Annotated in this window: 6 protein-coding genes; 5 read left to right on the top strand and 1 reads right to left on the bottom strand. The window is 59.0% G+C overall.

What is annotated here, in order from left to right:
• Nucleotides 1-20: 20 nt before the first annotated feature.
• Nucleotides 21-911 (bottom strand): helix-turn-helix domain-containing protein, encoded by an 891-nt coding sequence (locus tag OHL14_RS10545; RefSeq protein WP_263379304.1) that lies wholly within the window; start codon nt 909-911, stop codon nt 21-23.
• Between the two features lie 110 nt (nt 912-1,021).
• Here OHL14_RS10545 and OHL14_RS10540 point away from each other — a divergent pair, with 110 nt between their 5' ends.
• The 5 genes from OHL14_RS10540 to OHL14_RS10520 all read left to right on the top strand — a co-directional run bounded on the left by OHL14_RS10540 (nt 1,022) and on the right by OHL14_RS10520 (nt 15,144).
• Nucleotides 1,022-1,186 (top strand): hypothetical protein, encoded by a 165-nt coding sequence (locus OHL14_RS10540; protein ID WP_263379303.1) that lies wholly within the window; start codon nt 1,022-1,024, stop codon nt 1,184-1,186.
• A 120-nt stretch (nt 1,187-1,306) separates the two neighbouring features.
• A complete protein-coding gene (locus OHL14_RS10535) occupies nt 1,307-3,319 on the top strand; it encodes a ligand-binding sensor domain-containing protein (protein WP_263379302.1) in 2,013 nt (670 codons plus the stop codon).
• On the top strand, nt 3,316-5,700 hold the full coding sequence (locus OHL14_RS10530) for a VIT and vWA domain-containing protein (protein WP_263379301.1): 2,385 nt from the start codon (nt 3,316-3,318) through the stop codon (nt 5,698-5,700). The genes OHL14_RS10535 and OHL14_RS10530 overlap by 4 nt, the downstream gene beginning before the upstream one ends.
• The gene (locus tag OHL14_RS10525) at nt 5,687-13,348 is read left to right on the top strand and encodes a hypothetical protein (protein ID WP_263379300.1); all 7,662 of its coding nucleotides are present in this window, start codon (nt 5,687-5,689) and stop codon (nt 13,346-13,348) included. The genes OHL14_RS10530 and OHL14_RS10525 overlap by 14 nt, the downstream gene beginning before the upstream one ends.
• Entirely contained in the window at nt 13,345-15,144 is a 1,800-nt protein-coding gene (locus OHL14_RS10520) for a hypothetical protein (RefSeq protein WP_263379299.1), read from the top strand. Before OHL14_RS10525 ends, OHL14_RS10520 begins: the two co-directional genes overlap by 4 nt.
• Nucleotides 15,145-15,164: the final 20 nt, after the last annotated feature.

Below are 15,164 nucleotides of genomic sequence, written 5' to 3'. Positions count from 1 at the left end.
ACTGGCGCCTCCCCGGGGGGTCACTGCAACCGCCAAATCCCGGGCGTCACCCCAATGCGTTGCCGAAACGCCCGCACAAAGTTCACAGCCGAGCCGAACCCACTCTGTTCAGCAATCTCCTGCATCGACCAGTTCGTCTCTCGCAGCAACTGCTTCGCTCGCCCCATCCGCTGATCGAGTACATATTGATATGGAGTTTGTCCCGCGCTCTCCCGAAAAGCATGGGCAAAATGGAACGCGCTCAGTCCAAGAACCTCCGCAACCGCATCCAGTCGCAGATCGCGGCTCTGGTTCTCCCGCATAAACTCCATCGCGCGTCGCAACCGAGGCATAGTTAGACCTCCGCGCAGCGCGGGCAGCACTAAGCGCTCCGTCGCGTAGCGGCTCAACAACTGCTTCGACAGGCTCATCGCCAGCAGGTCTGCGTATAGCCCGCCAAGCGGCCACCCCTCCGCAGCTTCGCGACCCATCTCGGCAATCAAAGGACGCAACGAAGAGCTTTGCAGCCGCCAGTTCGCCGCGAAGCGCGGCGACTCGTCTCGGCCCAGTTCGCAACCCAGGCTCTGCAACAAATAAGGTGCGATCGAGATTACGATCCGCTCCGAATTCCCCTGCCAGAGCAAACGGTCCCGCGTCCCGGCGGGCAGCAAAATCAGCGATCCCGGCGCAGTCTTCTCGATCCGGTTCCGCCCCTCGGACCACCACTCGAAGTCAGAGTCACCTCGTATCTGCAGATGCAGGCAGAGTTCGCGATGCTCATGTTCAGGAATCTCAGTCGCTGAGACTTCGTGCTGTTCAAGCAGCAGTCCTTTCCAGGGCTGCGACTTCACGGCCTTTCGTCCAGGCTTCGCAAACAGCGGCACCAGCTGGTCTTTTCGCAACACCGAGATTCTGCCCTGTTCCTGCTCCATCTCTCTACGATGTGCAGAACTTGCGAAATATGCAAGTTTTTACCGCAGGATTTGCATATCCAAAGATGCGCCCACCTTCATTCTTGAATAGAGGTGACAGGAGGATGAGGATGACAAAGGTTACGGATATCGTCAGCGAAGGTTTCATCTGGAGCGTCGGCATCACGCGTCCGAAGCCGGGCAAAGAGCGTCAGGCAGCCATCTACATCAGCGTGCTCGTGGGCGGTGTCGCCGCAGTTTTTATCGGGTTCTTCCTATATCTTGCTCTTCGATAGACCGCAACTTCGGCTATCGCTCAGATTGCTCGCAAGAGTTAATTTCTGTCGCTAAGACCGTGCTAAGCTTTCGTCATCTTCATCACCGACTTCGGTGCGAGATGGGGGAATGCAGTCGCAATGAACTACCCGCACGCCGCTGGCGGAGACGCAAAGGCCAAGCGCCTCTGGCTTGTGGCCATTCCTCTCGTCTTGATCCTCGTCTTCGCTGGAGCAGTCGTATTTCGCGTTCACCGCGCGCTCACGCGAGCGTCACAAACCATCTCCAGCCAAGATAAACTCGCCTTCACGCTTCGCACGCTCGACACGCAACACACATCAAACGCGACCTCTGAGCTTCTGGGCTCGCAGCCGCATTACACCAGCGGCGCTTTCCTTGCAGGCAATCTGTATCTCACTGGACCGACAGGTCTCTCTATCGTCGCTGCGGATGGAACTTCTAGGCTCGCATTGCGCACCGGCTTCGAACTTCCAGTCTCGCCCATCGTCAATGCCGCCAGCGGTCATCTGCGCGGAACCAGCGGGCCTCAACTCCTCTTCGCCACCAGCGGAGCAGGCCTGCTTCTGCTGGAAACAAACGCAGACGGCGCGCCAACGCTTCGTCAACTGCTGCCCGATAACCCTGAAGCTCGCGATCTCACCTCCATAGCCGCTCTACCCACTGGAGATCTGCTCCTCGGCACACGAAACCACGGGGTTCTGCTCTATAACGGAAACTCTCTCGTACCGCTGCGCTTCTCTCTGCCTGCCATCAATCCGTCATCCTTGCAGATTACTGCCCTCGCTGCCATCGACGCCTCTTCGTTCCTCATCGGCACCCGCAACGCCGGCGTTTTCTACAGCCATGCGGGCACGGTCGAGCAGATCACAACTGCCAGCGGTTTGCCCGATAACGAGATCGAATCCATCGTCCTCTCACCAAAATCGCTGCACTCTTTCGTGGGAACACCCGTAGGCACCGCCGAGCTCGACCTATCGGCGCAGCCTGTCCGAGCGCTGCGCACATTGGGCAAAGGCCTATTCAGCCACACTCTTGCAGTCGACGACCAGCAGCTTTTCATCGGCACTCTCGATCAAGGCATCCAGCCGATCCCGCTCGACAATCGACCGCACCTCCACAATATCTCGCTCTCTCTCGGTTCTGCAGCAACTGTCCCGCAACGAATCGACGCCTTACTTGCAGCACCGGGTTCGCTCTATGCGCTCTCCGACGGTCAACTCCTCCGCAATTCAGACAATGGCTGGACGATAGCGCTGACTGCGACCTCGCCAGCATTGACCGACCGCAACATCTCCGCTCTGGCCTTCGCTCCCGACGGCACTCTATATATCGGCTACTTCGATCACGGTATCGACCTGCTGAGTTCAAAGGGCTCGATCCGTCACCTTGAAGACGATCACCTCTTCTGTATCAACCGCCTCGCTCTCGATCCTGCGCGCCAGACCATAGCCGCCGCGACAGCGGACGGACTCGTCCTCTTCGACAGCCATGGAACTCCTCGACAGACGCTGATGCGGCGCGATGGTCTCATCTCCGACCACGTCACCGACGTAGCGTTTACCAACTCAGGTACGGTGCTCGCAACACCAGCAGGCATCACCTTCCTCGGACCCGCAGGTGCCGAGAGTCTGTACGCCTTCCAGGGACTAGTCAACAACCACGTCTACGCTCTGGCCTCCTCCGGGCAGCTTCTCGCAGGAACGCTCGGCGGACTCTCCATCCTCAACGGGGGCAAGATCCAGCGCAACCTTACCGTCAGCAATTCGGCACTGAAGCATAACTGGATAACCGCGCTGCTTCCGCTGCCCGACCACAAGTTTCTCGTCGGCACCTACGGCGCGGGTCTCACCACGCTCGACAGCCAGGACCATTTTTCTTCCATTGAACTCCCTGCCAACACTCCAAGGAATCTGGTGATCAATCCCAACGCGCTCTTTGCCACCGCAACGCACCTCTACGCAGGCACACTGGGTCACGGAATGCTGGTGTACTCCAATACAACTGGTCGCTGGAGCGCCATCAACGCGGGCTTGCCCTCACTCAACGTGACAGCCTTCGCAGCCCGCGACGGACAGGTCTACATCGGCACAGAAAATGGTCTCGTCCGTATGGCGGAGGCCAACCTGCCATGAAGACCGCAATGTTCGCGCTGCTTTTGTTCCTCTGCATGGCTGGTCACGCAGCGACAGGTACGCTTATCCCTGCAGATAAGCAGTCACCCGATCCCTCCATCCTGTCGCTCGAAGAGATGCGCGTGAACGTCACGATCGATAACGGCGATGCTCATGTTTCGATCGTCCAGATCTTCAGCAACCACACCGACAAGGTGCAGGAAGGGACTTATCGCTTCGCCCTCCCGAGCGGCTCGACAGTCTCCGACTTCGCGGTCTGGGATGGCCCGGTGCGCATCCCTGCCGTCATCCTCGAACGCAAGCGAGCCGAGCAGGTCTACGACGAGGCGCGGATGCAGGCCATCGATCCCGGCCTGCTCGAAGCCAGCGAGCGCGACGACAGCAACCCGCAGGAAAGTTCTCTGTTTACAGCCAAGATCGTACCCATTCCTGCGTATGGCACCAAACGACTGGAGATCGATTACCATCAGCGTTTATCGACCTCCAACTTCAAGCAGGCCTTCTTTCTGTCTCTAAAACCGGATGCCGGGGAGCAGCAGGCAGTTCATACGTTCTCGCTTCGCTACACCCTGCACTCAGCCCATGGTTTTGAGGCCTTCACCGCTCCCTCGAAGCTCTATCCGCTGGCACTCAACACGAACGATCCTCACACCATCGAGGCCACCTTCAGCGCGACCAACCTGTCGCTCGATGAAGACTTCTCGGCAAACTGGCTTCTATCGCACACATCTGCCGACACGCTGGAGGTCATCACCCATCGCGATCCCCACCAGCCACTGCCAGGCAACAGCGAACCCGTTGCAACTAAGCATCCAACTGCCCCGGAACCAGGCTTCTTCAAGGCGCAGTTGTTGGTCGCCGACCCCGGCAGCAAAGACACCACCTCGCAGCCACGCACCGTCATCCTGCTATTCGATAACTCTCTGTCCATGCAGTGGGACAAGCTGGAGCGAAGCTACGCCGCCTTCGAAACCACACTGCGCACGCTGCATCCCGGCGATCGCTTCAACGTCATCCTCTTCAATCAGGATGTCACGCTCTATAAGCCGGAGCCGTTCGCAGCCACAGCAGACTCGATCCACGACGCGCTTGAGTTTGTCCGCTCCAGCAGACTGCGCGGTGGAACCGACCTACTCAAAGCACTTACTGCAGCTCTCAAGCAATCGACGCAAGCGGGCACATCCATAGCCCTCTTTACCGACGGTGGCTCCGACCGCGGAGAGACTGTCCTGGACAGCAAAATCGCCGCGCGCTACACCGCACTCTGGAAACAATCGCCACACTCACCGCAGACCGATGTCTTCGCTGTCGGTGACGACGCCAATACATCACTCCTTCGCAAGCTCGCCCAAAACGGCGGCTTTCTTGAAGCAGTGCTCTCGACCGAACCCGTCGATGTTCACCTGCAGTCCTGGGCCTCGAAGCTCACGCGCAATCCCCTCACCGGCGTTACGCTCAATCCAATCAACGCCGCAGAGACCTCACTGATCTACCCACTCGATGACGCTGTCTATCCCGGCTCTCTCGCCCAATGGGTCGGCCAGTATCGTCCGGCCTCAAAGCCTGTTGGCTTCACGGTAAGAGCCACACGCGATGGCGCACCCGTCACCGCATCCGCGCAGATCGCACTGCCCGAGACAGATCTCTCTCATCCTCAACTGCCTCGGCTGTGGGCGCAGGCCCGTGTCAATGCGCTGCTCGCGGAGATCGACAGCGAAGGCGAATCCGCGGCTGCCATCGATGAGATCATTCGACTCTCGCGTCGCTACAAGTTCGTAACACCCTACACCAGCTTTCTGGCCGTGCCGCGCTCATTGCTGCGCCCGCGTGTGATTCGTCCCGGCGATCCTGTCCTTCGCGTCCGTACCGATGTAGCCATCGACTCTGTCATTGCGATCTTCCCTTTCGGCCTCATCAAGCCGCTTCGTCATCTCTCCAGCGAAGACTTGAAGGCCCCAGGCGACAGCGCCAATCGCCTCTGGGAGACCCGCTTCCTCGCTCCACCCGAGATGAAAGACGGCACTTACAACGTGCGGCTGGTCCTTCGCGACACACACGGTAACACCTACACCGAAGCCAAGACCTTCGTCATCGCCAGCACACCTCCCACAGTGAAGGTCCAGCTGCCGCGCAGCAGCGTGCATCGCGGTGAGTCCATCGAAATCCGCGCCTCAGCCTCTGCTTCAACGCGCAACCTCACAGCGCACATGGAAGGCATCGCACCAGCCAGCCTGCATTGGAATGCGCGCGCTCAAACTAACACGGGCGTCCTCTCTGTACCCTCTGATCTAGCTATAGGTCGCTACACCCTTACGGTTACAGCGGAAGATGTTGCCCACAACCTCGGCAGTCAGGAGGTATCGCTCGATGTCATCCCCTGATGCAACAAGCCGAGTGCGCCGATTCGCCATCGGTTCGGCAGTCCTCTGCACAGTCTTTGCGGGCGCCAAAGCCGACGCCACGCTGCCACCATGGATGCAGCACATCGTCGGTGCATCCACAATCGAGTCCGCACTCTATCGCGTGATGCAACTTCCTGCCGCGAAGATAACTTACCCTCGGCCTCCGAAAGAAGCACAGTCCGAGCTCGCGCAACAGATCAGCGCACACCCGGACGAGGCCGAGTTGTACGAACTGAAGGCGCGCGCCGAGGAACAGGCCCTCAACTCCAATGCTGCTGAGGCCGACTGGAAGCTCAATGTAACTCACGCTCACGACCCCATCGCAGCGCGGCTCGAGCTGGCAGACTTCTACGAACGTCGCTTAATGAGCGTACAAGAAATAGCCACGCTGACCGAAGTAGCAACTGCTCCGCCCGTTGCCTCTGAGGAGTATCTCAAGCCCGGCGATCAACGTTCCTGGAAAGCCTTCGAGCGAATCCTCGGAACCATCTATCGGCAGAATCTCCCTGCAACACAAACCGCCTCCACCTTCGACACTTTCCTCGCGCGTTACCCGGATCAACCTGCCGTGTACGCGGCGGATATACGCTTTCAGCTGGACGAGAAGGATTGGAATGGCGCATCTACTCTAATCGCGCGCTACGAGCGCCAGTTCCCGACTGACAACATCTTTCCCATGCGCGCCCGCGCTCTATTGGGATTGCGCCGCAACAACGCCGCAGCGGCGCTCGCGCTATACGACACGTCGTTCCAGCCGCTTTGGCCTGCTGAGCTTGTGCAATCCTATTTCGCTCTGCTCGAACAGACGCATCAGCAACGTGCATTCCTAGCCGCAGCGCGAGAAAGACTTGCGACTCATTTTGATGGGCCGGAAGCCCTGAATGCACTCGCTCGCATCTTCTACTATGAGCAGCAGGCCGGACGCACCGATGACGCACAGCAGGCCGTCGAGACCTTTCGCATCGACCGTGATGCTCGCCACGGCACCTGGACGGCCGTCGATCTCGATACCCTTGCCAAGCTCAGCAGCCTGGTTCACAGCTACTCTGAAACAGCGCGCTACGACTATGCTCTCGCGTCGACAGCAGGAAACCTTCCTGACGGCGAGCCAGCGGCGCAGGTTGGCCTGGCGGGTCTTATCGAGGTACTGCTCGACGCACCCGATCAGCCGCTGGCTATCGGTGCACAAAACCTTACGCTCTATAAAGACATTGCTACGCTCGATCAAGGCCCCGGCTATTGGAACGGCATTCTTTCACTGTGGCTCAACGGCGAGGATCCCGCCAGCGAGTACCGCGCCGAGAATGCCAAGGCTCAAAGTTACTTCCATCGCTCTAAAGCAGCCGAGCTATTGGCACAACTGGATCAACGTTTCCCCAATGCTCCTCAACGTGCAGCCCTTCACGCGAAACTGGTGCAAGCGATCGCGCAGTATGGCGAGCCCAACCTCGTTTTATCGCAGGGCAAGACATACCTCGCTGCGTTTTCATCGATGGCCGAGCGTCAGGATGTAGTCATGCTCATGGCCGACGCCTACGCACGAGAGAATGATACCGAGGACGAGTTCTCGCTCTACGAATCGCAGTTGAACGATCTCGCGGCAAAGACCCACGGGCTTCCTCTCACGTCCTCCTCAACCACGCCTCCGACTCAATCCGTGCCTGGATCGATCGACGTCACCATAGGCGTGCAGGACCCTGAATCTGTCGACGCTAACGCTGGTGCTTCGCGCACGATCCAGGCGCAACCTCTGGCCGAGTTGCCGTCTCGCAAGTCTCTTCCTGAAGGCGCGGCATACGCTGCTGTGCTCGACCGCTATCTTGGTCGCCTCGCATCCACCGGACAGCTCCCACGGGCACTTGCAGTCCTGCGAACGCAGCTTGATCACAATCCAAATGACCCGCTCCTGTATGAACGGCTAGCCAACTTAATGCAGCAGAACAATCTTTCTGCCGAGCAGGAACGGGTCTATCAGCAGGCCATCGCGAAGTTCCAGCAAACTGGACTCTATGACAAGCTCGCTCGCGCGTACCTTCGCGAGCGCAAACGAGAAGACTTCGCCTCCCTCACAAGAAAGGTCACGGACATCTTCTCCGGCACTGACCTCGACGCGTTCTTCGCAAACGTAAACACTGCGGAGCCCATCGGGCCGCAACTCGCTTTCCAACTGAATCTCTACGCAGCCAAGCGATTCCCTCACGACCTCGTCTTCACACGAAACCTTCTGACCGCCTATCAGGCCCCAGTCACGCGCGACAACGCTGCGTATGAATCGCTCCTGCGTAATCAGTGGTGGACATCCACTGAGCTGCGCGACGAGTTCGTCACGTATCTCAGCCGCACCGGCAAACTTCAGACTGAACTCTCGCAGCTGGAAGCCCTCCATCCAACCGAAGCAGCGAGAAACAACCCAGCCGCGCTTCGCGAACTTGCCGAGCTCTATATCTTCACCTCGCACTTCGAGCAGGCCACACCTCTCCTCAGCTCTGTCGCTGATCTCTATCCCGGTGACGCTGACATCGGCGACCGCGCCATCTCGCTGTATCGCTCTCAGGCCTATCTCGACCCCACGACCTCCTCTACGTCACGTGCCGTCACGCTGGAGAAGAACCTTCTGTCATTTACCCCCGATAGCCCCGATCGCCTCGCCACGCTTGGCGATCTCTACGCCGAAGCCACCAGCAATGGAGGAGAGGATCTCGCGGCCGCCGCGCCTTTCTGGCATCGCATTCCCGAACTTCATCCCGGCTCCACGCAAGGTTTTCTCACTAGCTCCACCATCTTTTGGGATTATTTCCAGTTCGATGCTGCGCTCAACGACGTCACCACAGCACGCGCACGTTTCCATGCACCGAGCCTCTTCGGCTATGAGGCGGGAGCCATCGAAGAGAATCGTCATAACCTCGCGGCTGCGATCAACGAGTACACCAACGCCTTCATCCACCCCATTGAAATCAATCAACACTTCGATTCAGGTTTCGGAACAGTCGAGGCTTGGCTCAAACCTCCATCCGATGCTGCCGACAGTAACCTCCGCTCTGCCGCACAAAGCTTTTTCGGCTCCGAGGAATCGCACGCACGTCTGATTCAACTGGCGACTCGCACTTCGACTCGCGGAAGTGTAGATGCGGCGACGGCGAAGGCCGTTGCCGATAACCCCTCGAACACCGCCGCGCTCACGCTCCGCGCTGACGTCCTCGCCGCACAGCATCATGAGCCAGAGTTAGGACCACAGCTCAGTAGCCTCTTCGACCAGGCTCTCGGTCACACATCTACACTTGACGAGGCCGCTGCCATCGGCGTGCTTGCACAGGGGCGAAACTTGACCGCTGTCTACGAGCGCGCGCTCACCAAGGAAGTCCAGCTAACGCCTGACCCCGTGCAGAAAATGCAGCTTCAGTACACGCTCGCGCGCTCCCTCGAATCTCACAACGACATGGCTGCCTCCGGTCGCATCATCGAGATTGTCCATGCAGCCAACCCGCGCATCCTCGGAGTCGTGCGCGCGACCACCGACTTCTATACGCGTACGAACCAGCAAAGCCGAGCCATCGCCACCCTGCTCGGAGCTGCGAAGCTCGCTACCCTCACACTCGCCCGCGACTTCACGCTCGAAGCCGCCGTGCATGCCAACGAAGCCAACGATACCGCGCAGGCACGTTCGCTCGCCCTGGGTTTGCTCGCCAGCACTCCATACGATGCGCGCGTACTCGATGTCATCGCCACCAGCTACGCGCGTGCTCACGACGATCAGGGGCTCAAACAGTTCTATCTCGCCCAACTCGATGCCGCGCATAAAACACCGGGCGTGACTGCAGAGGCGCGCAAACAGAACATCGCTCTGCTTCGACGCGGACTCATCCCCGCGCTCGGCCGCCTCAACGACTTCGAAGGTGCCACCGATCAATACATCGCGTTGCTCTCTGCATTCCCTGAAGACTCCGGTCTTGAACAGGAAGCGGCACTCTACGCCTTGCAACACAACCGTCAGTCACAGCTCATCGACTTCCTCAATACCACCATCAAGCAGTCGCCGCGTGACTCCCGTTTCATGATCCTCCTGGCTCGCGCACAAGCCACCTTCGGCGATCTCCCCGCAGCCGAAGCCGCCTACGCGCTTGCGATCAACATTCGCAAGGACCGTATCGATCTCTACTCAGCCCACGCCGAGATCGCCCTGCAGCTAAGTCAATCCAACCCTTCCGAATTGGACCACGCCGCTGCGGACTTCGAGCGCCTCTACGTCCTCAGCTATCACGACCCCGCATGGATGGTGCGTCTCGCCGAATTGCGCGCGCGCCAAAATCGTCATGCCGATGCCGTAAAAGCTCTACAAGCCGCGTACCTCGACGGACACACGCGCAGCGCCGCCGACCTCTTCATCGTTGCCGCGAAATTAAATCAATGGAACATGCTTGCAGAGGCCCGAACCTTCGCCGATCAAGGGGCGGCTGTCGCAGGCTCTGACCTGCTTACGCCACCCTCCGTCTCTGTTTATCCTGAGCCTCAACTCGGTGCTGCCATATACGCGCGCATCTACACGCGAGCTGGACACGCGGATCTGGCGCTTGCCACGCTGACCAGAGCGCGCAAAGATGCGGAGCTGTCCGCCGTCTCGCCTTCCGTACTGATAGCCGAGTTGGCACGCCAGAATATCTCAGAGGACGAGGCCGCTGACTTCCGAAAGAATTTTGTAAAGCAACATCGTGAGGCGGCCGAACGCAATTTGCGCGTCGCCGTCATCGCGCTTGGGCAAGCCGTTCAGACCTACTACACGCCGGAGCAGAAGCAGACCTTCGCTACGCTACTCGACGCACTTCACGAACCAGCGAAGCCCGGTGCTAACCCGGAGCTTGCCCTACAAGTCGCTACGGCCTCAGGCCTTGTAGACCGCGAGGCCGCCTGGCGCAAACAGCGCCTTATCACAGGCAATCTTGCGCGTGCGGATTTCCAGTCCTACGTCGCGCTGCAAAGCCATCGCCTTCAATTCGACGATCTCGGCTCTACGCTCGAAGCCTACTCGCTGCGTCTACACCCTAAGCTGCGTCTGCCCGTGCAAACCCAGGCTGCGCAGGCCTACCGCGATGCCGGCGATATCGTAAACGAAACTCGGCTCGATCGATCGCTCGTTCTCGGCAACGTGACCCAGCTGCGCGAACGCCTCTTCTCCCTATTACTGCACCACAGCACAGACGCGTTGCTTGCGGTCGCAGCCAATAAGGATACTGGACTAGCTGACGCCGCTCTCAACTACGCCGTGGCTCACGGCACAGAAGCGCAAGCTCTCGCTGCCGTCACGCGTCGCGGCCAAACCCTCGAGCCCGTCTGGACACCTGCTTCGGCATCTCTCGTCCATACGTACTTCGCTGGTCCGTCCACCTCGCCCGCGGCTCTCAACGACTTCGACAATGCGCTCGACACCGAAACTACCATCGCCGCTCGGCTCGTCGCTCCTGCTGATCCAAAGCAGCAACTTACCGGTGATCTCTTCTTCTACTATGCCAGCCGCTTCGGCATCTATCTCGCCACGGCTTCCAATGGCAACGGCCCCCACCGCGATGCCGAAGACCTTCTCTCTGCGGAGCTTGAAGGCTCGCCTCAGGCAGCACAGCCGTACCTCGAACTGGCACGCACCTACATCGACCTTGGTCACATCGACTCCGCCATCGCCGAGTACAACCACGCACTCGAAATTGAGCCCGCCAATGCGGCGATCGAAGACGAACTCGCCACAAATCTCGTTCAGGCTAACCGTAGAGAAGAAGCTCTTCTTCATTGGCACAATGCGCTCTCCATACTCTCCGCCATGCAACAGCATGCAGAGTACCCGGAGTCCTGGTTCACCTCCCTCGAATCCGTCACACGACATCTCGGTCAAATGCACCTCATCTCAACTGTGCAACCTGCGCTCAGCGGTATCGTCGCGCTCTATCTCGCAAAAAACGGCACCTATCGCTCGAACGAAATTCTCAAGGCACTCTATCAAGCCTCCGATTCTCAAGGGACGGGCATCCAGCATATCTTCACTGTCACGAACTCCGCCGCCGACACTGAAGAGGTGCTCCGCGATCTGGAAGGCGCGAGCTGGCTTGGTGACGAGTCAGCTGAACAGCTCCTGCTTCATCTGCTTCAGCTTGAGCGTACGCATCCTCAGAATGCTTCAAGCTCTGAGAATCCTCTTCTACACAATCAACTGAAGCTCATCGACCTCTACGTGGCACACAATCAGATCGCGAAGGCGCAGAGTCTATTCGACACTCTTGCAGACAAAGACTCCAGCAGCGCAGCCATAGATCGCGTCGTACTGGCAACGCGCTCGGGTCATTTGCCTGCTCTCCTTGACATCTGGCGCTCGAACCCCGACTCTGCGCCGAAGGAAGCTCTCGATTCCGCTCTGCACGAACTGCTGACCGCAACCCAAAGCTACAAACCCGAACCTGCCGCGATCCTTCCTTTGCAGGAGTTTGTCTTCAATTACAAGCGACAGAACGACAGCCTCACCTCCACCGATTTCCTGGCTCTCGCCTTGCTGAGACTCGACACCGCCGATCTACCTGGCGCGCTCACTCTGCTGCATCAACTCACCCTCTTCCGCGACGACAATGCGGGCAGCGCGACGAGCGCCTTCAACCAGGAGCAAACAGATGAAGCCACATTGAATCCCTCGGACCCTGCGGACGCTGCAGCCTCTCTACTTGAGAAGAATGATCACCCTGCCGAGGCTGTGCCGTTCCTGCAATCGCTCGTGAGCTCAACGCCGTGGAACGCCGCCTATCGTCTTCGTCTGGCCAAGGCTTTGCTCGCCTCCAACGCGCGCGAGCAGGCCCTGGCGACCCTGATCGGTATCGCGCGTGACGCCACCGCTCCGTATGACCTTCGTGCGCAAGCCGCAGCCGCCATCTCACCCCTGACCTCGCAGGCCACCGATCTCGGTAGCAAAGAGCTCCATCTCCTCGCACGCCACACAACCAAGGAAGCCGCTCGCCAGCCCTACTTCTTCCAGGCCCGCATCGCAATCGCAACTATGTCTTCGACCTCTGCAGCCGATCGCTCACTGCTCTTGCGTGAGGCCATAGCAATTCAGCCAATTGGCTACGCAAGCGATCACGCCCGTATCGATCTGCTAATCCTTCCATCAGGCTCTGCTGCTTCACCATCCACACTCGCCGTGTTCGACTCAATCCAGGGTGGAGTCAGCAACACCAACTCGTCCTTGCCTGCTGAAGACCGCGATGCCACTCCAGTCCCCGACGAGACACGCGCGCCGAGCTATGTTGCAAACTCCGAATCTTCCGGCGACGTTCCGCTTGTAGCCGCCACCTTCCCATCATTCATCGAAACTCTCGACCTGCCCACGCGCCTTCGCGTCGCCCTGGTAGTTGCCTCCGCTCATCAACGCGACGGCGACATCGAGCAAGCTCTTGCCTACACCGAGCTTGCGCTCAAACTCACCAAAGACGCCCCTCCGCCCGACCTGCTTCAGCGCCGCGATGAGCTCAAGACGCAAGTCCTGCTCACGCTTCGCAACAGACTTCGACAGCCGGACCTGCACGAGTCTCTCGGCCAGCCAAATCAGGTACGACCTCGCCTCACAGCCGCCACGCTTCATCAGGAGACACCTCGATGAGAGCTCGTATCGCAATTGCGCTCCTGCTTGTTACCTCACTCAGTGCCATCGCCTATCAGATCAAAACAGGGCAGCGTTCGAAGGCTGCCCCTTCGCTCACCGCCTACGTGCCCCAGGATGCACTTCTCACTATCGAGTCGCCAGACTTCGCGTCACTCCTCAAGCGTTGGTCAGACTCCGCCGAGAGTAAGTCCTGGCTCGCCTCCGATAACTATGCCGTCTTCCAGAACTCGCGACTCCTCGGCAGACTTGGTGATGCACAAACCAGCTTCGAAACCGCGGCTGGCATCCCGGTAGACGGCGATTTGCTCCACGAAGTCGCAGGCAAGGAATCCGTCTTCGCCTGGTACGACATCGGTAAGCTTGAGTTCCTTTACATCACTCACATCCCAGCGCAGCAAGCCGAAAAGTCGCAGCTACTCCAGGCACGCGGCAGCTTTCAACGACGTCATGCAGGCAACTCCGATTTCTACATCCGCAACTCAGGTAGCGATTACAGTACTGTTGCGTTTGCACTCGTTCCCTCACCATCGGGAGATCTTCTCCTGCTTTCCACACGCGAAGATCTCATCGCCAACGCCCTAACGCTGCTCGCCGCGACGTCGCCGGCAAACTCTATTCAACAAGAGCCTTGGTTTCACGATGCCACCGCCGCTCTGCCCGCTGAAAAGATCTCCCCGGCCCTCCACATGGTGCTCAACCTGGATCGCATCGTTCCCGATCCGCACTTCCGCAGTTACTGGATACAGCGCAATGTCACCTGGATGAAACAGTTTCGTGCCGCCGCGTCCGACCTCTATCTGGAATCCAGTCGCTTCCGCGAAGAGCGCGTCCTGCTTCCTAAGTCTCCCGAAGCCACCAAGTCACAGACCTTCGATATCACTGCCCTCGCTGACCTCGCGCCGGCCACCGCTGGCGTCATGCACGTGATTGCAACCCAGGACTCTTCGGCCGCGGTTGTTACGATTCAACAGAAACTCCTCGGAGCAACCGACAGCATTGCAGGCGAATCGAAATCCGCCCCCAATCCAGATCTCGCTACTCTTGGCGATGGCTCCGCCGCAGACCTTGAAACACGCATCGATGCTCTACCGCCCGCTTCGCCCACGGCGTCCACGTCAGAGCTTGAGGACGTCCTGCGCTCCGCAGGTCTGGACGCCACTCTCTCACTCACAACAGCAAAGTCCTCCCCTGTAAGCGACGCACTCTGGCTACCCATGCAATCCGCCCTCGCTTTACATACGGCCAGTACAGCAGACCCGAAGCTGTTAGTGTCCGCGCTCCAGCAGTTAATGCAGGGCACGCTCACCGTATCTGGTATCGGAGTCGGTTTTCAATCCTCAAAGCAGCAAGGTGCCACGATCTACGCGCTGACGGGAGCGCGCTCCTTGTTTTTTGCGGTGGCTCCGCTACCCACGGAAGGCAGCATCATCCTGTTGGCTGATGATCAACCTCTTCTCATGGAGCTTCTTCACCGCGCCAACAAGTGGCCGCAAGCATCGCTCTCCACCGGCATTACCTCCATCGCCACCTTCAATCACGCCACGCAGCGAGACCCTTATCTCCGCGTCACCTCGCTTATCGACGGCACCAACAACCTGTCACAGACTCCGGCGACCCAAAGCGCCATAGCTTCTGGCGGCAGCGCCGACGTCACTTCTGCACCCACCTTCTTTTCACAAAACGTCGGATCACTCTCAAAGACTTTCGGCTCCTTTCAAACCGAACGGGTGATCGAGCGTACCGTAGAACAAAATCTGCATCAGACCGTCACATACGCTTGGGGACCGCAGTAATGACACGACAACCCATCGTC

This window comes from Granulicella paludicola (assembly GCF_025685545.1).
Taxonomy (GTDB): domain Bacteria; phylum Acidobacteriota; class Terriglobia; order Terriglobales; family Acidobacteriaceae; genus Granulicella; species Granulicella paludicola.
Note: the sequence above shows the minus strand (reverse complement) of the source record. Positions and strands in the feature narration are given on the sequence as shown.

Coding starts and splice junctions, on each gene's coding strand:
- OHL14_RS10530 (WP_263379301.1), top strand. CDS start 3,316: ATGAAGACCGCAATGTTCGCGCTGCTTTTGTTCCTCTGCATGGCTGGT.
- OHL14_RS10540 (WP_263379303.1), top strand. CDS start 1,022: ATGACAAAGGTTACGGATATCGTCAGCGAAGGTTTCATCTGGAGCGTC.
- OHL14_RS10535 (WP_263379302.1), top strand. CDS start 1,307: ATGAACTACCCGCACGCCGCTGGCGGAGACGCAAAGGCCAAGCGCCTC.
- OHL14_RS10525 (WP_263379300.1), top strand. CDS start 5,687: ATGTCATCCCCTGATGCAACAAGCCGAGTGCGCCGATTCGCCATCGGT.
- OHL14_RS10545 (WP_263379304.1), bottom strand. CDS start 911: ATGGAGCAGGAACAGGGCAGAATCTCGGTGTTGCGAAAAGACCAGCTG.
- OHL14_RS10520 (WP_263379299.1), top strand. CDS start 13,345: ATGAGAGCTCGTATCGCAATTGCGCTCCTGCTTGTTACCTCACTCAGT.